The organism is Clostridium sp. LIBA-8841, from assembly GCF_034439435.1.
Taxonomy (GTDB): domain Bacteria; phylum Bacillota; class Clostridia; order Clostridiales; family Clostridiaceae; genus Sarcina.
On record NZ_JAPCKJ010000002.1, the window covers coordinates 381,243 to 402,863 of the forward strand.

Here is a 21,621-nt window from a genome sequence, read left to right on the forward strand (position 1 = left end):
TTTCAAACAATTAGTTACTTTTTAGTTACCTCTCTTATAAGTAAATAAAAAAAGGATAGAAAAGATCTATCCCTTTTAAACTTTAATTCATCATTTAATTTTTATGACTTACATATAAGGCTCAATATGAACTGTGACCCCTTTAACAAATTTCATTTTCTTAAGTATAAGAGTTTCTAAATTACTAGCAATTTTATGTCCTTCAAACACAGATAAATCTTTGTCAACACATATTTCTAAATCAACATAAGCCATAGGGCCATATTTTCTTGTTCTAACTCCACTTAAAGATTTAATACCCTCAACTTGATCAACTATAGATTTTATTTCAGCCTCTTTTTCCTCATCAATAGAAGTATCCATAAGCTCATTAGTTGCTCCTATTAAAATCTCAATTCCAACCTTAGCTATAAATACAGCAACCATTATTGAAGCTATTGGATCTAATGCCTTAAATCCTAATATAGCTCCACCTATTCCTATGAAAGCCGCAACAGAAGATAGGGCATCTGATCTATGATGCCAAGCATCAGCTTTAAGTGAGGGAGAATTAATTTTTCTAGCTACTTTTATAGTAATTCTATATTGATATTCTTTTATTATAATAGATATAACTGAAACAACTAAAGGGAAAATGGTTGGAACTTGAACTTCATTTAAATGAAGAAGTGATTGTACCCCCTCATATCCTATTGTTAATGACACAATTACCAGCAAAATAGCTAATAAAAATGACACTAAAGTTTCAGCTTTTTCGTGTCCATAATTATGCCCCTTGTCTTTAGGAATACTAGCTACCTTATTGCCTATTAGTACTCCTATAGAGGTTATAATATCTGATGCTGAGTGTGCTCCATCTGCTATCATAGCATTAGATTTACCTATTATACCTGCAATTACTTTAATAATAGTTAAGATTATATTCCATATTATAGCTAATACGGTTACTTTATTAGCTTCAGTATATCTTGATTCCATATTATCTCCTTTCATTATCAATTGATATTAACTATTAATATATTTTATAGTAATAATCTTGATTTTTTAAATAGTTATTTTCAATTGATAACTTAAAACCGTAAGATTTCTTAAAAATATCTATAATAACATACTATGCATTTTATTTTTAATATGTTATTGTTTTTATAAAATAAAAAACTACACATAAATGTGTAGTTTAACTCTAAATATATATTACTATATATTAGTAAAACCTATAAAAGTTATTCTTTCAATATAAATTAGTATTTTCTTCTTTTATACTTACTTACAAATAATATACTAATTAATAATATAAAAGAAAGCACTCCTAATAGTATGAAATAAATTTTATTAAATGGTGTTTGATAAACTTCTTTTTCATTCTGTCTTGGCATGTTCTTAAACATATTTATGTTTTCTTCGCTTATTCCAAGTTCAGTTAATTGATTTTTTTCCTCTTCACTTAAACTTGAGTACTCTCTATTATTCAATATATTCATAGCTTTTTGTATATTTTCTTGTGAAGGCATTTTTGCCATATTAGGAATTTCATTATTAGGAGCACCATTAGGATTATCTATATTATCAGGGACTTCTCCTTTATTGCCTTCATTAAAAGCTGCTCCACCTTGCGGAATGTCTTGTCCATTATCATTTTTCTCATTATTATTTCCTAAATTTTCTCCATTCATCTTATCATTAGGCATTTTTCTACCCATATTTTGCTCTCCTAATGCCTGTAAATTTAATGATGTAGTAATGGTTCCATATTCAGTTGAAACCTGTTCTCCATTTAATTGAGCTTCTACACTCTTTGTCCTATCATTTCCAAATACCAACAATTCTTTAATAGCATTTTTATATTCCTCGTAATTATAAAATGCTGTAGGATCACTCTTTACGTAATCTCCTATTAATTTATCATTCTTTGTAACAGTGGTATTAAAAATTCCACTTTTAAAATATTCATTTGCTATTTTTTCTAAATAATCATGATACTTCTCTTTATATTCATTATTTTCTAAAAGTTTTCCTATAAGAGGAGCATCTTCTAAATTACCTGTGACAGGAGAATCAATAGGAAAATTAATTGCCCTACTTCCACTATTTACAGAAAACCCTCCAAAAGACATATTTAAATCCCATGGAATTATTTCACAAACTCCATTGTTTTCATAAAGGTAATAATTATGATACATTCCTCCAGAATAACTATCTAAATTAACTAGAAATGTATTAACAGCAAAATATTTAAGAACTTCATCAACATTTAAATGACTTTCTATATCTGTTCCATTCTCTAAACTTTTCATCATTTCAATCACATTTTCAAAGTCTTTATCCTTTGTACTCTTAAATACTGCACTATCTCTTAAAGTAGAATAACTGCTTACATTATCATCTATATATTTTAAATCAGCACCTTCATTATTTTTTCCACCCATCATAGAAGGCATTTGTCCCATTCCTACCTTCTCTTCATTTTTATCGCCCTCTGCCATTTGATTTTCATTAGGAATATTCATCGGATTATTTCCCTCATTATTATTTCCAGCATTATTAGGCATATTTGGTGGGTTCATCATTCCACCTTCTTTTCCTTGATTATTTTTCATATCTGGCATGGCATTTTTATCGTTACCATCACCTTTTTTAGCTCCTACTCCCATAGTTTCAGGTTTATATAAATTTCCATCTAATTTACCATAGTTCTTTTCAACAAATCTTTCATCAATTACTTCTAATGCTAAATATAATCCCCACTCCTCTCCATTAATCTTTATATTGGAATAAGAATATTCTGGAGTGGGTACTCCTAAAAGATTATATATATCATAAGATATTGCTTCTTTCATATAAGTTGCATCAGATATATTATTATTTAATGCTAATTTCCTTATGCCATGATAAGTTTGTCTATCAACATATTGTCCAAAATCAATTTTCAAGCTATATCTATCTGTTGTACTATCATTTGCTACAGAGGATAAACTTGAATTACCCTTAGGTCTAACCCCAACATTATAAAAAGTCTCTCCATTTATAGTTATATCTGCACTTCTATATTCCTCATCTGTAGCATTTTCAATAAGCCATTTCCAATCACTCTCTTTTATTTTTATATTTATGTCAGTTACAGTATTCTTATCCAAAACATCCTGAATATTAGAAGATTGCTCCTTAGTAGAGGCTGCCTCTGTGTAATTCATCGATTTTATAGTAAACACTGATACAAATATAAATATTACAACTAAAGAAATACTTATTAGAGAAATATATTTGCTTACCTTTTCATTTATCAATTAAACTCACCCTCCTAATCAAAGTTAGCTTTATTATTACTTAAAAATAGGAGAGAATATCCTTACCCTCTCCTATTTCTATTTATCTTTTGCCTATGTTTTAAGCCATATAATCTCCGTTATAACTAACTAAAACAGCATTTGAAACTCCTTTTATCTTAGATACTTCATTAACAAATGATGTAGTAACGTTCTTTAATTTAACCTCTATTGTCATTTCAATTCCATTTGAAAGTGAAACAGTTTTTGATTTAACACAATATTTATTCACGTTTTTTGATAATATGTTAAGTACACTATTTTCACTAAGATCATTTTCACAGTTAACTACTAATATATATGGATTATCAGTTATTTTCTTATTAGCAAATAGAACCATTACTATTCCTATAAAAACAGCACCTAAAATAGCTAAAGGAATAAGACCAGCACCTAAAACTATCCCTTCACTTATTGACCAAAATAAGAATGCAATATCCATAGGTTCCTTTATAGCACTTCTAAAACGTACTATAGAAAGTGCACCAACCATACCAAGTGAAAGAACCACATTAGATGTAACTCCAAGTATAATTAATGTAGTTATTAAAGTAAGGGCAAGTAGAGACATAGCAAAGGTTGATGAATACATAACTCCCTTAAATGTTTTTTTATAAACCTGCATTATAAATAGCCCTACTACAAAAGAAAGTGCCATTGCTATAAACATGTCTAAAAATGATATAGATGTCATTTTATCCATAAAACTTGATTTAAATATATCGCTGAAATTAATTGCTTGATTATTCATTTATTTTCTCCTCCTAATTTAAAAGCTTACCCATATATTCTTGAAGCTGCATACTTAGAAATAGCTGATGCTCTACGTTCATTAGTTTGGATAATATCCTGTATTAATTCTGGTAAGAATTCATCAAACTTTACTTCTAATACAACTATGTTATTATCTATTGCTTCTATTGTAGGTAAGTTATTATCAAATATCTTCGTACTACATATTCCTGTTCTTATGTTTTTATCGAAGGTTATACGCACATTTCCTAATCTATATATATAAGCCTCTCTTTTATAATCAACTATACTTTTAGGTTTTAATAAATCACCTTTAATCTTTGAATAAAATTCAACAAATAAAGCCTTATTACTATATCTTAAGAACTCAATATCTCCTTTAAGAATTTTTTCACATTCTTCCTTAGTTATTAATTCACTGTCCTTTGAACATAGTCCATTTATTTTAGATTTTTTTTCAAGCTTAATAAAAGAATGATCATCATTATAAAATCTTATACGGAACTTTTCTCTACGATTTATTCCATTGATTTTTTCCATAAGAACCTTATCCTTTAAATTATCAAAATAAAGACTTCTTATTTTATACTCATTATTCTCGCTAGCATTTTTATCGATTTTCATAACATGCACCAATCTATTTTTAATAGCCATATAATCTGAATGATTTATATAATGCTTAATTTCATGTCTAAACTTTTTTTCTTCCACTAATATCACCTCCAATCTCTCATCAAAATCTATTTTATAGAGTTAACCTTAATAGTTCCTTAACGCAAATAGAAAATTATTAAGGTTATCTATAAATTCCTCTACTATCCACCTTTCAGTGATATTTAGTAACTTATTAAAATACAAATTTTTTTAAAATAATAAGTTCAAGATTAATTCCTTTACTTCTAAACTTTAATTAAATAAAAATAAGGTTATATAGGTTAAACAAAAACTGTTTAACTATACAACCTTATTAAAACTCTAAAAACATTCTTTTCACTTAAGCTCTAATTTACTATCTTAGGTATTATAATCTCAAATTTTGTTCCAACTCCATACTTGGAATATAACTTTATATCAACACCTAATGTTTTACCAATTGACTTTAATAAACTTAATCCAATTCCACTACCATTTATATTTTTCCCTCTAACATCTGCACTTCTAAAGAATCGATCAAAAATACGCCCTTTATCCTCTTCTTTTATTCCTATACCATTGTCCTCAACTGTTATTTTAATATTTTTATTTATCTCTTGAAAACTTAAAGTTACTCTTCCTCCACTCTCTGTGTATTTAAAAGCATTTTCAATAAGTATAATAATCATTCTTTTTACCTTACTATAATCCCACTTTACCATTACAGGCTCTAAAGGTCTATTAACCTGGAAAACCTTATCTTGAATTTCTGCTAAATCTATATAAAATTCACTTAAATCTTCTATAAATTCCTCTAATTCAAAGGATGTAACATTTATGCTGTTATCTATATCTTCTTTTGATAGAAGTAATAAATCACTATTTAATTTTTCGAGAGCTCTAACTTCACTCATCATCTTAGATATGTGTTCAAAATGCTCTTCTATTGTATCATCCCAAGAATTTGCTAAAAGCTCTAACTTTCCTTTAATAACAGCCAAAGGTGTTTTCATCTCATGTGATGCATCTTGAACAAAGAAAACCTGTTTATCATAAGCCTCTTTTATTGGCTTTATAACCTTTGAGGAGAGAATATGAGATAAAACTAAAGCAATTCCAATTAATATTATCAAGGCAATTATTATGGTTTTAATTAATTGATTTATTGATTGAACCTCCGAATCAATATTTATAAGTAACTGTATTTTAATATCTCTATTTACTATAGTAACTCCTCTAAATTTATATCCATTTGATGTTATTTGTTCTACTTTATTTAAGGATTCTTTTCCCAAATTCGGTAGATTATACTCATCAAAATAAGGATTTGGATTTATTGAATAAACCCTATCTCCTCTATATTGAACAACTATAATATTGGGTGGAATAGGAAGCAACTTATTTTTGCCACTTTCAAAAAATTGTTTCTCATATGGATTAAGATTTAGTATTTTTTGCACCTTTTCTTTTTCTTGAAGCAAACTATTATCAACATGAGTAAATACTCTTGATGTATATAAAGTTATTGTTATAATGGCAAAGATTAAAAGGCAGAAAAAAACTATACCTGCACTAATAAATGTTACACTTCTCTTTGTTTTAAAAAATATATCTTTTCTTTTCATTATCTAATCCTCTACGCTTTCATCTATTAAATATCCCATTCCTCTTTTAGTAACTATATATTTATCATATCCAAAGGGACTTAACTGTTTTCTGAGTCTACTCATATAAACTTCTATAATCTCTGTAGATGCATCACTATTATACCCACATATATTATCAAAAAGCTGCTCTTTAAAAAGCACAACTCCTTTATTTATCACTAAATATTCTAATAAATTAAATAGCTTCTCATTTAATTCTAATTCTTTGTCATTTATAAAAACTTTCTTTGTCTTCATGTTTATTTCCATATCTTTAAACTGAAGTATGTTAGAATCCTTTATTTTTCCTAAACTCTTCAATATAACATTTACTCTCGCCTTTAACTCCTCCATATAAAATGGCTTAGTTAAATAATCATTTGCTCCTAAATTAAATGCTCTAAGTTTATCTCCAAGCTCTTCTCTTGCAGTTAAAACTATAACACCGGTATTTAATCTCTTCTTTGAAATAAAGTTTAATACCTCCATTCCTCCTGCTCCTGGTAGCATCAAATCTAATATAACTATATCGTAATAATATGTATTTAAATATTCTATAGCATCTAAACCATCATAAACACATTCTATTTCTACATCATTTTTAAAATATTCAACTATATTTTCACTAATCTTTATATTATCTTCAACAAGCAATACTTTTATCATAATTTCTCCCTCTAATTATATTTTTCTAATAAATAATTCTTAATTGTTTTAAAGCTTTTTATGCAAATAAATTTAATACTTTAAGAATCGTATTTATTATATCATTCATTTCTTTACGTAAGCTTAATTAGATATTTATAAAATTTTTTTTATTAATCAAATATACGATTTAAAATTAGTAACACAATAGTATTTCTTAAAATAAAAACACTTAATTTATAATAAAAATATAAATTAAGTGTCTCTTGTATTTCTCTCTTAGATAATAAATAAAAATATGTGATATATGTTATTTTATTTAACTAAACTTGGGAATTCTTCGCAAACCTTTAAACTATTTCGCCCTTCTTCAATAACTTCATCAAAGACAGCTTTATATTCCCTAGGAAAGGCTCCAAAGAAATCCTTTGACATGCCTCTATCTAAAACAGTATAGTTAAATCTATTATTCAATAGATCCTCACTATAAGTAAAAACCCAATTCTCCCCTAACTCTGATATATCGCTTTGCTTAGAATATCCATTATATATTTCTTCTATACTGCTTGCAGATGGATACCTGCTAATTGTTATGTGACTTTCTCCATCGTCACTTAGTAAAGACATAGTTGCCACATCTGCTTTAAAGTCTCCCTTTGATATTTTTAAAAAGTTTGGATATCTTACTATAAAACCTGGTAGAACCATAGTATTAAAATGCCATTCTCCATTAATATCTCCCACTTCTAAAGGATCCTTACCTATTAAAAAACAATAAGCATCTTCCAAATCCTTTGCTACCTCATAATCAGTTATAAATTCTACATCTAATAAAGGATGCATTGTTTCATTCATATTATCTGGTAAAGACATTCTTACTATTGTATTCTTTTCACCTATTTTCAATCCCTCTTCCTCTAAAGATACTTTATACCCTTCGTCTTCAGTTTCTGGATAATGTGATTTAAATTTTTTTATATTTTCTTTAGGAAATTCATGTTCATTTTCTACTTTATTTTCAATAATAAAATCATTATATATATTTTCATCTTCCTCCTTATCTGCAAAGTATATGAAATCTTCAAATTGTCTTTCATATGCTTCTACAAACATTTCTAAAGACTCATAAGCATCCTCATTGATAGTCACTAATGTACTACTAATCAACATAAAGATACTTGTTAGAATTGAAAAAATATTAAACATATCTAATTTCTTATCCCCTTAACCTCTTAATTTTTTCACTTAAAATTTATATTAATTATATTTTTCACCTAAGTAATTTTTATCCCTTTTGGATTTATTATAAATAAAAAATATAGCTATAATGTAATCAAAAGTTGTATATTATATTAAATAATTATTATAGAAAATTTTATCCAAATATAGAATTAGATTATGAAAAAGGAGTACCCTTAAAAGATACTCCTTTTATAGCTTAAATCATAATTTACATTAAAATCTATTAATTTTGCTAACAACTTATTTTGTTTAATATAATCTTAGTCTTCATATCTTATTTATTCTCAATAATATTTAGTTTAGTTATGACAAATAAGTTCCTTGTTTTTAGGATTCATTACTGTATAAAATTTTTTCTAAAAGGTCGATTAAATATTCTGCATCTTTTTCCTTAGCAAATTCTATCATTCTTTCCTTTTGAGTAGAGTCTAAATTATAATGATTCTTTAAATGAAGTAAACTTTTCTTAGCTGAACTTTCATATAAATAATTTAAGTTAATACTTTCCCTATCTAACTTTTTAATTCTTAGCTCACTATTTATCTCTTTTATTATTGCTTCTACAACACACTCCAAAGAACAATACGGTTCATCTACTATGAAGTAACCCCCATCATTAACACTAAATCCTTTTTCACAGTTAAAGCAAAATGTATCTATATATTGATTTTTTATGCTCTTTTGTTTTATATCAACATCCAAATCATATCTAGTCATTGTGCAATCATACTTTAATATTTCTTTCACCTCTACTCCTCCTTTTCCTTGCCAAAATGTAAAATTTAAGCAACTATTATTTATATATGCTTTCAAAAGATTAAATATGTTAAATTTAGTAAAAAAGTTAATCTCTTTTTTAACATATTCTCTATTTTAATAAAATATATTACCTTTTCTTTAGCATCAATAAGTATTTTACTAAGTTTTTTTCTATATATTTATAAAGAACATATTTTTAGGAGGAACCTTGTTTTGAGTAAAAGACATAAAAAAATTAAAAGACATATGAGACAAAATAACGAAGTTGTATATATAAGGCCTAGACGATGTATAGCATGTACAGCTTGTGCCTTAACCTGTGCTAAATCAACTAAAATATCTGTACTAAGATTATCACGTCCTGATAAAAAAGTTATAGTTCCTAAGCAAGATACTTTCGATAAGAGTAACTGTATTTATTGTGGACAATGTACCCTATTTTGTCCAACTGGTGCTATTGATTCAGATAATCCTGAAGAAAAAATTCTTGCTGCAAAAGAGGCAAATAAATATATGATTTCAATTTTTGCTCCTTCAGTTAGAGCAACTCTAGGAGAAGAATTTAATTTACCAATTGGAACTGACGTATCATCAAAACTTGCAACTTCAGCTAGATTATCTGGATTCAATAAAGTTTTTGAAACTGACTTTGGTGCAGATTTAACCATAGTTGAAGAATCGCATGAACTCTTAGAAAGAATTAAAAATAAAGGAATTCTTCCTATGTTTACTTCATGTTGCCCTGCTTGGATAAAATGGGCTGAAAGATTTAGACCTGATTTATTACCACACATATCCACATGTAAATCTCCTCAACAAATGATAGGCACTACCATAAAAACTTATTTTGCTGAAAAAAATAATCTCTCTCCAGAAAATATATTTGTTACATCAATAAAACCTTGTATCGCTAAAAAATTTGAAGCTACAAGAAGTGGCATGGGAAGAAGTAATTATTCAGATATAAATGCTGTGTTTACTGTTAGAGAGTATGCAAACTTTCTAAAAGAAAAAGGAATTAATATAGATAATATTCCATCAACTGAACCGGATGACTTTTTAGATACAACTACATCAGGAGGCGCCATCTTTGGAAGTAGTGGTGGACTTTTGAGAAGTGCCTTAAGAACTCTATCATATTATTTAAAAGAAACACCTGAAGAAATAGAAAAAATGTCAAATATTAAATTAACTGATTTAGAAGAATTCCCTGGAATTAAAGTGATCAATTATAAGACAAAAAATTTAACACTAAAAACTGCTGCTGTTAGTGGAATCTCAAACCTTATTAAGTTCTTAGATAGTGGACTATGGAAAGATTATGAATTTATTGAGGTTATGACTTGTCCAGGAGGATGTGTAAATGGAGGTGGTACTCCTAAAGTAAAAAAAGAAGTTAATATAAATGAAAAACTATGTATATCCTGTGGAACCTGCATAGAAAACTGTCCTGTAGGCGCTTTGGATTTTAACACGAAGAATGTTGCTTCTGTATCTAGAGATAAATGTGTTCATTGTACTCTTTGCAGTAATATTTGTAGAAGTAATGCCATCTCAATGGATTATTATGATAAAAGTACCAATACAAAATTAGAAAAGAGCTATATTGATTTACGCAGAGAGGTTCTTGAAAATATTGATAAAAACTCACCAGTAAGATACTCTCATGAAAATAAAGATGTAAAAGAACTATATGCATCTTATCTAGGGGAGGTAGGTGGATCTAAAGCTGAAGATTTACTTCATATAAAATACTAGTATTCTTTTTAAATATTTTAATTAATAGATTTTCTTTAAAATCACCAAAACAAAAGGATATAAGTAAAAGTTTTTTAAAGTAATAAGTAGAACTTATGGTTAGCATTTTATATAACCATAAGTTCTAAATTACATTCATAAGACTTATAAATAATATCCTATATTTAATTGCCCAATTATATGAAAAACTATTATATTAAACACTTTAAAACCTTTAATTATTTATTAAAGGTTTTAGAGTGTTTAATCTATTTTCAATTCCATAAACCCTATCTACACATTTTATTAAACAATAATTCTTATAATTATTCTCATGTTTTATTAATTGAATATTACTGCATGACTCGCCTACTATATCATGATTCTCTAGAAAGTCCTCATTAAAACTTGATAATTGTTCTTCCATAATTCTTATACCTTCATTTATGTAATCATAATCCAACGAATCTTTTCTTGAATTATGTAAAACAACAGCGTAATTTATTATGGATGTTGTGAATTCACTATTAGCTAACATAAACTTCTTAAGTTCTTCACATTCTCTTTTATTATTAGAATCATTATGCATCTGTATTCTTCCACTAATTAGATAAGATGAATAAATAATCCTTCTTAGCTCCATTTCATTAAAATCATCTTTTAATGCTTCTTTAACCTTACTAATCATTATTTGATCTAAAGTAAAAAGTCTTTTTATCATGTTTATAAGCTCTACACGATTTTTATTAGGTAAAATAAATTTATTAGCAAATAATACTATTAAGGCTGCAATTACAGTATAAGCTAGTCTTAATGTAACAGCCTCTCCATCTCTCATAGAAATAGTAGTTATGGCTAAAGCATAACAAGTTATATAAATGCTCATAGTTGCATAATCCTTAAATGCATACATAAAGAATGTTGAGATTAAGATTATAACAAAATGCATTTCATGACCTTTGAAAATAGAAAATAATATAAACGCTAATATAACCCCTAAAACAGTTCCTCTGAATCTATCATAAACCCTTGCTTTACTATCTTCATAAAAAGGAAGTGCTAAAAGAAATACTGTCATAGGCAACCAATATCCCTTTGGAAGAGAGAATACTCTAACAACAAAGAATGATAATGTTACTATTATAGCCATCCTTATGCCAAATCTAAATTTAAATTCATTAAGTTTAAAGTTATATTTACTGTAAACTTGAAAATACTCTTTATTCTCTTTAAAATCTAAGAATTTTTTTAAATTAAATCTATGAAGATTTAAATGTTCTATAGCTTCTGATAAATATTTTAAAACTAGGTCCGTATAGAAAGTAAGATTTTTATTGTGAAACTTAAATTCCCTCTCAAATTCATCTAATTTTCTATGACACAATTCATAATTCTTAAAATTATCTCTAAGATACTTAAACAGTTTATAGAATTTTTTAAACTCCTTCTTATTCTCACGAATCATTTCCTCTGAACTTTCTAAATCATGAATTAAATTATTTATATGTTGAAAAGCAACCATAATTTGATAATATTTTCTTCTTTCTCCTGAATAAACAAACCTATTAAGCTCTCTACAAATATCAAAAAGCTCAACTTGTCCAGTTTTAACTCCAACTATATTTTCATTATAAAGATCCTTAAATTGTAAGTAGAGATTATTAAATCCATTCTTTATTAAGTCCTGAATCTTTGTATCCTCTCCTTTAGGTGATACAATAATCAAAGCTAAATAAACAATTATATATGATACAAAAATTCCACAAAGTCTAATAGGAATTTCTTTAAAAGTTACTGGAAACATTTGAAGAAGTACAAATGCCATTAAATATGGGAAATAACTATTAGGGTTATAATCATCTGTTAAAATATAAACCAATAGAATTATTCCAAAGAAGTTAATTATTACTTCACCTACTCCTCCCATACTTGCTATAGATGCAAATACACCAATAGCTAAGTGTATAAATAACGGTTTAAACACATTCTTTTCAATAATTAAATATGTTCTCATCCTAATAAAAGTTAATGTCATATAAGTAGCAATAATTATATTACTAGATCCAAAGAATTTTAAATTTATGATAAGTAACAACATTGATAAAATCGTTGGCGGTAACGCTGTTTTTAAAATTCTCTTTAAAGATTTTAAGTCCATATTTTTTCCTTCTTTCAAAATTCAATCTTTAAATATTCTAATATAAAGATTGTACCACATTTAGTTACAATTTGTTCATATTTTATCTATAAATAATTATCGATTTAATTAATGTAAATAAAATTCTAATTATAAATATGATTAAAATCTAATTCAGAAATTGATGATATATTATATTTATTAAATTAAAATAAAATTTATAAAAAAAAGCTTATTTCCACCAATGTAGAAATAAGCTTTTTCATTTGCTTACATATAAACATAACTTATAAATTCTAATCACCTATATAGAATCTCTTTCCATATTATAAACAGCCTCAACTATTTCATCATAAAATTCTTCCCTCGAACTAGTTTTTAAAAGCTCCCTATATAATTTACCGTCCTTTATAAATATAACTCTTGAACAATAACTAGCACTAATAGAATCATGAGTTACCATCATTATAGTTGCTTTATCTTTCTCATTAAATCCTTGTAATGTTTCTAATAAATTCTTTGCACTCTTTGAGTCTAAAGCTCCCGTTGGTTCATCTGCTAAAATTATTGAAGGATTGGCTATAATAGCTCTACAAGCTGCTGTTCTTTGTTTTTGCCCTCCAGAAATCTCACATGGATATTTATTTAATAAATCATAAATTCCTAGTCTTTTAGAGATTTCTTCAACCTTTTTTTCTATATCCTTACCTTTTTCCTTTGATAATGTTAGTGGAAGTACTATATTTTCTTTTACTGTTAAAGTATCTAATAAATTAAAGTCTTGAAATATGAATCCTAACCTTTCTCTTCTAAACTTTGCTAGATTCTTTTTAGAAACCTTACATAAGTTTTTACCATCAATAATAACCTGGCCTTCACTAGCTTCATCAATAGTTGCTATTATATTTAAAAGGGTTGTCTTTCCTGATCCTGAAGGTCCCATAACACCAATAAACTCACCTTCTTTAATATGTAAATTTATATTATCTAAAGCTACTGTTTTATTTTCATTTTTACCATAGACCTTTTTTAAATTTGTTATTTCCAATACATTTTTCATATAACTTATACTCCTAACATTTTAAAATTTAATCATATTACTTAATTCCATCTTCAATTATCTTCATGTATAATTCTCTAGTAATTAAAAAGTAAATTAAATAAATTACTGAATAAACAAGCATTACTCCACCTATAACTAATAAAAATTTTTCTGCTAACCCCAAAATAGTTACACTAAGTGCTACTAATGCATGTACCATTCCTATTTTGATAGGAGTTCCAAAATAAAATTTTAATTCAGTAGTTATTATTTTTTTAATTTCATAATGATCAAAGCCTATTTTATATAATATCTTAAATCTTTCTTTCTCATCAAAAGCTTCTCTTATTAATTTAAACAACAATATTGATAAGGTACAGAAAGCAAAAACTAGACTTATACATATACCAATAAAAAATATATTTCCTATCATAGCATCCATAGATTCATCTGAAAAATATAGAGTAGCACATACTCCTATAACAGTAATATTAGAAGCAATTAACACAGAAATTGATGAAAGCATTCTTGAATTACTTTTTAATCTGAATAATACATTTGCTAAAGCTATATTTTCTATACCATTTTCAAGATTTAACTTTTCTTTTCTAATAATAAGATTTTTCATTATTCTAGTTGAAAAAAGTTTATATGTACCTTTTATAACTATTACAGTTGTCACGATTATAGTTAATCCTAAGGTTGCAAAAGACCATGGATAAGTAATATATCCTATTATAATTATTACTACTGCTGGTATTCCTTTAATTAATGGCTTTTTGAATCCCTCTTCTCTTTTTTTATCGCCACCAAATAAATCTATTAACTTAAATTTATCTATTACGCTAGCACTATTTAAAGCCACTAAATAAAAAAAGAATAAAAATAATCCATTAGTTATTAGTATAGCTTTTGTATTTATAAATGGTATTGTTCCTGTAAAAGCTTGTCCTAAAATACTTGTATAAATACTAAAAGTAATTTTTGATAAAACAGCTCCTAGTAGTGTTCCTACTCCTGCTGCTCCTAAGCCAACTAACATAAGCTCTTTAAGAATCATATTAGATATTTTATTATTCTCCATACCCACCAATGAAAAAATACCCAATTCTTTTTTTCTTTTTCTTATAAAAAATTTATTTGCATACCATACAAAAGTTGATAAGACTAACATAACCATTATTATTGCCATATAGAATATTCCATCTAATTTATTATAAGTATCTATTATGGAACCAACTTCTTTAGAAAACATTATAGAACTGAAGGTATATAGTATTGAAACACTTAATATTAAAGTTGTTCCATAGATAATATAATCCATCTTATTCTTCTTTATATTTCTGATGGCTAAGCCCATACTTAATTCCTCCCATCTTCATTTCGTAGCTTAAACTTAATATTCTATACTTCTAAATTGAATAATTAAACATTACATTTAGATTTTAATTTTAAGCTAATTTTTTAACTAGTGTTTGATTTTTAGCTAGGTTTGAAGGACTAGCTAAAAATCAATATCAATCTAAAACAGATTTAAATTTTAGAACTGAAAATATAACATTTTATAAATGGCCTCTCTTTTCTTGATTTTATCTGTATAATATTCCTTAGCATATTCCTTCATATCTATTTTTTCATTCTTTTCTTCACCATTTCTTATAGACCACTCGCCAACCGTATCTTCTAAAGATTTTCCATTACTCTTTGATAAATAATATGTTCCATACTGTATATTTTTATCATCATCTGCTATTTGTTCTGACTTAAAGTTTGTATCACCAATTTCTTTTGCTATTTCAGCTCCAGTATCGTCTGTTAATTTCATTAAGCCTGAAGCTTTATGTTCCTTATATTCAACCTTATCAAATCCTGTTTCAAAGTTTATAAATGCTGCAACTCTTTCTGGTTTAACATTATATTCCTTAGCATATTTCTCTATTATATCTCTATCTTTCATTGGAAACACAGTTTCCCTTGCTACAAATCCAGCTCCTATAGTTACTGCTAATGCTATTAATACTCCACTTGTTACTTTTTTTATCATTTTGTTTCCTCCTAAATTTACATATACATTTTTGTCTTAGTCATTTCTTCTCACCTGACAATTTTATTATAAATTCTAAATTAAAATCTAGGTATTTAAGTATCTTACTTTTTCATTTCAATTTTGTAAGAAAACACTAACTTACCTAAATACTTCTTAATAAAATCCCTTCCTATCTAAGCTGTCATGTAGAGTTTCTATACTCCCAAATAAATTCAACTAAATTAAGAATGCTCAAATCCTCTCTTAAGTCTTATTTCTTTCAAAGAACATAATTTCACTATGTTCAATTGCATAAATTCAAGTAGACAAATTAAAATTTTGATTTTCACTTAAAATAGAGCAAAACAAAAAGTCCTAAAGTTCATAATTAATATATGAACCTTAGAACTTTTATTTTTAAACTTAAAATCTAATATTTTTTATTAATACAAGTTAGTTTTAAATTATGAAGTTAGGAAGTCCAATATATTCATTCCTGTTGATGTTTTAGCTTTATAGAACTCAGTGAATCCACATTGCTTACAGCTTATAGTTATAAACTTCTTATTTTGAACATCAAAAAGTTTAGCCATAGTTCCACCAGTGGCTTGTATTTGATCACTTACGAATTCCTCACATTGACATTTTGGACAAATAAATTTTCTCTTTTCCATATATAAAAACTCCTTTTCTTTCCCTTAGAAATTTTCTTATTTAATTTATAAATTAAGTATATGCCATAGATTCAATTTTTAATATTTACGTTTCTTACTTTTTCATTTCAAATTTGTAAGGAATATACTATGTAATTTAGAATTAAATTAATATCATTGCTATTTTAATTATATTACCACAAAACTTTTAAATATTCTTAATTCTTAAATATATTTAAGCTTTATTTAATATTAAACTCTGTATTCCTACTCCAAGATACTTTCTCCAAAATCTTCTAAAAGCTTTATTATTGGACATAAACTTTTCCCAAGATCAGTTATAGAGTATTCAACATGTGGTGGAATTTCATTAAACTGAGTTCTTAATATAAGTTTATTATCTATAAGATCTTTTAAAACTCTTGTTAGCATAAGACTTGATATTCCCTCAATATTTTTTTGAAGCTGATTAAATCTTATACTATCATAACTAGAAACTTCCCATAAAACTTTCAACTTCCACTTTCCACTTAAAACTTTCAAAGCGTGCTCTATATATCTTTCATTAATTTTTCTCTTATTATACTTTTTCATATAGCACCAATCCTAAAACTTACTTTATTAAGTAATGATATCATATAATAATTTAAATTCATAATCTCTGAAATTACTTCTAATCTTTAATATTTCTATTTAACACATTAATTATAATTCATTTAACTCTTTAATTTAAATAAGATAATTAATATAAAAAATTAATCTATATAAAAATTTTATAGAGCTTTTTCTACTTAATTTTTGAAATTAATGATAAAAAAATAAATTCAACACTTAACTTTTTGTAAGTAACTAAACAAATTTTGCGTACTTGTTTTAAGATTTAATGATTACTATAATTCTAATTAGACGTACAGAAATTTCAAATGATATTTATTAGATAGGTAGGTTGATTTATTATGATGAAAGTAGACACTAGTAAATGTATAGGTTGCACTCTTTGTATGCAAGATTGTATAGTTAGTGATATTGAAATGGTAGATGGTAAAGCACATATAAAGAATGAAAGTTGCATAGAATGTGGACACTGTATTGCTATTTGCCCTAAGGAAGCAGTTTCAGATGTAAATTATGATATGAGTAAAATTCAAGAATATAACAAAGAAAACTTTGATATTGACTCAGATAGACTTTTAAATTTTATTAAGTTTAGAAGAAGCACAAGACTTTTCCAAAATAAAGATGTTGAAGATGAAAAGCTTGAAAAAATAATAGAAGTTGGAAGATTTACTCAAACAGGAAGTAATATGCAAAATGTTTCTTATGTAGTTGTAAAAGATAAACTTCAAGAACTTAGAAAAATGGTTTTAGAAACATTGAATTCTTTAGGAGAAAATTTAATAAGCAAAGAGACTACTCCAGCAACTATAAAAAGATATTGTTATATGTGGATTAAAATGTATAATGATTTCTTAGAAGATCCAAATGGAGAAGACAAATTATTCTTTAAAGCACCTGCACTTATAATTGTTAAGTCAGAATCTGCTGTAAATGCTTCTCTTGCTGCATCAAACATGGAACTTATGACTAATGCTCTAGGTCTTGGAACTTATTTTAGTGGATTCTTAAAAAGGGCATCTGACGTTAATCCTAAAATAAATGAATTCTTGGGATTAAAAGAAAATGAATCTTTAGTAAACTGTATGGTGATTGGATATCCTAGAGTTAAATATAAAAGAACTGTTCCAAGAAAAGAAGCTAAAATAACTTGGATGTAGTTTTAAATTTGCCTCTTTATTTTTAGATAGGAATGTTACATTTAATAAAAAGAGTTGTATCAAAAGTAACTTTAATAAAGCTTTAATACAACTTTTTTATTTAATAAACTATTTTGATACTCTATGTTATCTCTATTATTTTAATTTTTAAAAAAACTCATTTTCTTATAATAAAAACACATAGAATATAATCCTGGTATTAATACCCATAACAACACTCCTGTAGCCCCTACTTTGTTTGCATCAAAATAGAATGATGATATAAACATTAATATGGCAATAGGAAATGCTGTATAACCAACAATCTTATGAGCAATTCTCCAAGTTTCCTCATCTCTTATTGTCCAAGGAAGTCTCAATCCCATATATCTATTAAAAGGAATTTTAGGCGCTATATTTCCAAATCCTATCATAAATATTGATATTAAACCAATTAAAATAACATTTTTACTATTACTCTCTAACCCCGTAGGACTCAAAGTTAAATAAATTGTAAGTAAAACAATAATACCTATACTTACCCTATTTATTTTCTCCATGGTCTTAACCTTTGGATTTTCTTTTGATAGCTTTGTTACTCTAGGTAAATTTCTATCTAAAACAACTAAGGCAATCACTATTAATCCTCCAATAATAGATACAGATCCATTTCCTTCTTTCATAGAAATACCTAATAATATTATTAAAAGCGAAATTACCAAAAAGAATACTCTAATAAAATCAAACTTTCTCATTAAATAACCCTCCTGATTAATAAATTAAACCTCTAATCCTTATTCTGAAAAATATCAAGAAATCCACTTAAAACCTCTTGAATAATTGAAGTGTTTAAAGAATAAATAACAAATTGTCCTTTTTTCTCTGACGTTATTAGCTTTGCCTCTCTTAAAATATCTAGGTGCTTAGATATAGATGGCTTAGACATATGAAAATTCTCTGCTATTTCTCCCGCACTCATGTCTCTTTTATTTAGTAACTTAAGTATTTCTCTTCTTGTTTCATCACTTAATGCCTTAAAAACCTTATTCATGACTTTCGTTGTTAAAACAACCTCCCTCCTTTAGAACAATTATTAAATATTTAGCTAATTAGTTAAATATCTTATTATTAGTATATTCTTTTTCCATAAATTTTCAATCACTTCAATTAATAATTTCCAATTTATTCATAATAAAATTCTTCTTTATTCTAAGTAAAAAAATCCTTCACTTATTTAAAGTGAAGGACTTATAAATTTACATAAATATCTTTAATAACTCTGTCTAAATATTATTAATCTACCTTAATTTCAAAAACCAAATCAAAGGTTTTAGGATTACCATGTCCACTAAAACTAGTAGGTATTGCAGTAACAAATCTAAACTCTCTCTCTGCATACTCATCAATAATTTCTCTATGATTAGCTGAACTAAAAACTAATCCCTCAGCCTGTGCTTCTACATACTCATATCTATACATATTCTCCTCCTTATAAACCCTAAAAATTAAAAGACTTTCTATTATGAAAAATCTTTTTTATAAACTTCAATATAATTATACCATTTATTGTAAAAATATAATTAAAATAAAGTAAATTATATAAACTTCTTCTTTATGAATTAATACAATTTCTTAATTATAAATTAAAATCACATTAAAGTGCTATATAAAGTACAATAACTACTTTAAAATATAGTTATATATAAAGCATAAAATTATATTAAGTAAAAGGAGTCTTTTATGTTACTTAAAATCGCATATACTCTATTAGGAATCTCTCTTTTAATAGAAATATTTACTTTTTTCTATGAACTCTTTGTTGTTTGGAAAGAACCTCAAAGTTTAAAGAAAAAAATAGGTATAAGCTTTTTGGCTTTTTTAAGCACTTTAATTAGTTTAGGATGTACTCTTTTCTTTGGACTTTTATTTATAAATAAAGTCTTAAAATAACCTATATAAAATAATATCTTGCTTAAAAATATTTTTGTAAACTTAGATAGACATTCAAAAGATCTAATAAAAAATAACTAAAGATCATAAAATTTTATGTGAATTTATAGATATGAAGATTTTTGAAAAAATAAATAATACAAAGAAACTAGAATTACTAGAAGAATTCATCAAAAATTAACTTCTTTTATAAGTTAAAAAATCTGATTAAATAAGTACAAGCCTACTAAAAAATAAACTTAGTAGGCTTGTACTTATTTTAAAATATAATTAAACTTCTACTTCCATTTCACCAATGATGACTCTACCATCTGAAGCTATTTCAAAGATTGTATCTAAAGTTCTATCTGAATCATACTTAGTAAGTTTACGTTTAACTTCTTTTTCTATTCCTTGTAAATAATCTTTAGTTAATAATATTAATGCCATCATATTTCTAGCTTTTTCACTTACTGTAGCTGATTTAAAGCCTTCATTTTCTTTTAGTGTTTCTGCAACATCTAGGATTTCTTTACTTAATTTATTATAATCATCAGTTACAAAAGCTGTTACTCCTAGTATTGGAAGAGCTGATTTTTTAAGTTCAACTTTATTTTCTTTTAAAATTGTTGCTAAATCTCTAACTGTTGCACATTTTTCATCAACGGGTAAGTTTATAAGTGCTAATACATTACTTAATAATTCTATATTATTACTTCCTGGAAATTCACATTCAAGTAATACTTCATAACATTCGTTAATCTCTTGAAATGTTTCTGCAACATTTAGTGAAGTCATTGCAATTACTGCTGCTGATAATATATCTTCTCTCTTAGTTTCAAATCTATGACTCTTCTTCATACATTCATAAGCAACTTTAGTATCTTTAATAACTTTTTCAACATCAATAAAGTTTCTTGCAAGATATATGCATTCAGCTGCTAGCATTAAATATCTACTTGCTGAAAATTCACCTCTAAGGTTAGTATATATATCTTTTATTTCCATCAAAGCCTTATATGTGTCATCTTCTAAAGATAAATTAACGGCTAAATTTAATAAATTTTTTCTTCTATATTCTGAATAAAAAGCTGTTTCTCCTTTTATAAGTTTAATAGCATCTTCTATTTTATCTAAATTAGCAAGTTCATTTTTTAATGTTAGATCTAAAGCACTATACTTTCTATTAATATTTCTTTCTGAAGTACCCTCAACATCATCTAAAATTTCACCATTTTTAATTAATAAATCTACTTTTTCGTTGATCATAATAATCATTCCCTTCTTTGATAAAAAATAATTATAAATCAATGAAAATTAACTACTGTAATATAACTAAACT

General features: G+C 26.2%; 21 protein-coding genes. 3 read left to right on the forward strand and 18 right to left on the reverse strand.

The window, feature by feature from the left end; translation table 11 throughout:
- Window positions 1–108 precede the first annotated feature (108 nt).
- The 8 genes from OIF33_RS07390 to OIF33_RS07425 all read right to left on the reverse strand — a co-directional run bounded on the left by OIF33_RS07390 (window position 109) and on the right by OIF33_RS07425 (window position 8,989).
- Window positions 109–978: a cation diffusion facilitator family transporter gene (locus OIF33_RS07390; RefSeq protein ID WP_322503588.1), complete on the reverse strand. Its 870-nt coding sequence runs from the start codon at window positions 976–978 to the stop codon at window positions 109–111.
- 263 nt (window positions 979–1,241) lie between these two features.
- Window positions 1,242–3,284 (reverse strand): CotH kinase family protein, encoded by a 2,043-nt coding sequence (locus tag OIF33_RS07395; protein ID WP_322503589.1) that lies wholly within the window; start codon window positions 3,282–3,284, stop codon window positions 1,242–1,244.
- Between the two features lie 100 nt (window positions 3,285–3,384).
- A complete protein-coding gene (locus OIF33_RS07400; RefSeq protein ID WP_322503590.1) occupies window positions 3,385–4,074 on the reverse strand; it encodes a DUF4956 domain-containing protein in 690 nt (229 codons plus the stop codon).
- A gap of 26 nt (window positions 4,075–4,100) precedes the next feature.
- Window positions 4,101–4,787, reverse strand: a complete 687-nt coding sequence (locus tag OIF33_RS07405; protein ID WP_322503591.1) for a polyphosphate polymerase domain-containing protein — start codon at window positions 4,785–4,787, stop codon at window positions 4,101–4,103.
- Window positions 4,788–5,077: 290 nt separating this feature from the next.
- Window positions 5,078–6,334 carry a HAMP domain-containing sensor histidine kinase gene (locus OIF33_RS07410; RefSeq protein WP_322503592.1) on the reverse strand — a complete coding sequence of 419 codons (1,257 nt, stop codon included), beginning with the start codon at window positions 6,332–6,334 and terminating at the stop codon, window positions 5,078–5,080.
- A 3-nt stretch (window positions 6,335–6,337) separates the two neighbouring features.
- Window positions 6,338–7,021 (reverse strand): response regulator transcription factor, encoded by a 684-nt coding sequence (locus OIF33_RS07415; protein WP_322503593.1) that lies wholly within the window; start codon window positions 7,019–7,021, stop codon window positions 6,338–6,340.
- A gap of 294 nt (window positions 7,022–7,315) precedes the next feature.
- Window positions 7,316–8,206, reverse strand: coding sequence for a hypothetical protein (locus tag OIF33_RS07420; RefSeq protein WP_322503594.1), 891 nt, complete (start codon window positions 8,204–8,206; stop codon window positions 7,316–7,318).
- Window positions 8,207–8,569: 363 nt separating this feature from the next.
- Window positions 8,570–8,989, reverse strand: a complete 420-nt coding sequence (locus OIF33_RS07425) for a hypothetical protein (protein WP_322503595.1) — start codon at window positions 8,987–8,989, stop codon at window positions 8,570–8,572.
- Window positions 8,990–9,214: 225 nt separating this feature from the next.
- On the opposite strand from OIF33_RS07425, the gene OIF33_RS07430 reads away from it, so the two are divergent.
- Complete coding sequence (locus OIF33_RS07430; RefSeq protein WP_322503596.1) at window positions 9,215–10,759, forward strand: [FeFe] hydrogenase, group A; 1,545 nt, start codon at window positions 9,215–9,217, stop codon at window positions 10,757–10,759.
- Window positions 10,760–10,973: 214 nt separating this feature from the next.
- Here OIF33_RS07430 and OIF33_RS07435 read toward each other — a convergent pair whose 3' ends face one another.
- The 6 genes from OIF33_RS07435 to OIF33_RS07460 all read right to left on the reverse strand — a co-directional run bounded on the left by OIF33_RS07435 (window position 10,974) and on the right by OIF33_RS07460 (window position 17,190).
- A complete protein-coding gene (locus tag OIF33_RS07435) occupies window positions 10,974–12,896 on the reverse strand; it encodes an FUSC family protein (protein WP_322503597.1) in 1,923 nt (640 codons plus the stop codon).
- Window positions 12,897–13,179: 283 nt separating this feature from the next.
- Entirely contained in the window at window positions 13,180–13,935 is a 756-nt protein-coding gene (locus tag OIF33_RS07440) for an ABC transporter ATP-binding protein (protein WP_322503598.1), read from the reverse strand.
- Window positions 13,936–13,972: 37 nt separating this feature from the next.
- Complete coding sequence (locus OIF33_RS07445; protein ID WP_322503599.1) at window positions 13,973–15,277, reverse strand: FtsX-like permease family protein; 1,305 nt, start codon at window positions 15,275–15,277, stop codon at window positions 13,973–13,975.
- Between the two features lie 180 nt (window positions 15,278–15,457).
- Window positions 15,458–15,961: a transglycosylase SLT domain-containing protein gene (locus tag OIF33_RS07450; RefSeq protein WP_322503600.1), complete on the reverse strand. Its 504-nt coding sequence runs from the start codon at window positions 15,959–15,961 to the stop codon at window positions 15,458–15,460.
- Window positions 15,962–16,407: 446 nt separating this feature from the next.
- On the reverse strand, window positions 16,408–16,617 hold the full coding sequence (locus tag OIF33_RS07455) for a zinc ribbon domain-containing protein (protein WP_322503601.1): 210 nt from the start codon (window positions 16,615–16,617) through the stop codon (window positions 16,408–16,410).
- A 246-nt stretch (window positions 16,618–16,863) separates the two neighbouring features.
- Window positions 16,864–17,190 carry a helix-turn-helix domain-containing protein gene (locus tag OIF33_RS07460; RefSeq protein WP_322503602.1) on the reverse strand — a complete coding sequence of 109 codons (327 nt, stop codon included), beginning with the start codon at window positions 17,188–17,190 and terminating at the stop codon, window positions 16,864–16,866.
- Window positions 17,191–17,552: 362 nt separating this feature from the next.
- Between OIF33_RS07460 and OIF33_RS07465 the strand changes: the two genes are divergently transcribed.
- Window positions 17,553–18,371 carry a nitroreductase family protein gene (locus OIF33_RS07465; RefSeq protein ID WP_322503603.1) on the forward strand — a complete coding sequence of 273 codons (819 nt, stop codon included), beginning with the start codon at window positions 17,553–17,555 and terminating at the stop codon, window positions 18,369–18,371.
- 140 nt (window positions 18,372–18,511) lie between these two features.
- Here OIF33_RS07465 and OIF33_RS07470 read toward each other — a convergent pair whose 3' ends face one another.
- From OIF33_RS07470 to OIF33_RS07480, 3 genes are all read right to left on the reverse strand, one after another.
- Window positions 18,512–19,105, reverse strand: a complete 594-nt coding sequence (locus OIF33_RS07470; protein WP_322503604.1) for an SdpI family protein — start codon at window positions 19,103–19,105, stop codon at window positions 18,512–18,514.
- Between the two features lie 32 nt (window positions 19,106–19,137).
- Complete coding sequence (locus OIF33_RS07475) at window positions 19,138–19,401, reverse strand: autorepressor SdpR family transcription factor (RefSeq protein ID WP_322503605.1); 264 nt, start codon at window positions 19,399–19,401, stop codon at window positions 19,138–19,140.
- A 242-nt stretch (window positions 19,402–19,643) separates the two neighbouring features.
- On the reverse strand, window positions 19,644–19,829 hold the full coding sequence (locus OIF33_RS07480) for a DUF4177 domain-containing protein (protein WP_322503606.1): 186 nt from the start codon (window positions 19,827–19,829) through the stop codon (window positions 19,644–19,646).
- 261 nt (window positions 19,830–20,090) lie between these two features.
- On the opposite strand from OIF33_RS07480, the gene OIF33_RS07485 reads away from it, so the two are divergent.
- Window positions 20,091–20,300, forward strand: coding sequence for a hypothetical protein (locus tag OIF33_RS07485; protein ID WP_322503607.1), 210 nt, complete (start codon window positions 20,091–20,093; stop codon window positions 20,298–20,300).
- 270 nt (window positions 20,301–20,570) lie between these two features.
- Here the strand turns inward: OIF33_RS07485 and OIF33_RS07490 are convergent, their stop codons facing one another.
- Window positions 20,571–21,548, reverse strand: coding sequence for a DUF4003 family protein (locus OIF33_RS07490; RefSeq protein WP_322503608.1), 978 nt, complete (start codon window positions 21,546–21,548; stop codon window positions 20,571–20,573).
- Window positions 21,549–21,621: the final 73 nt, after the last annotated feature.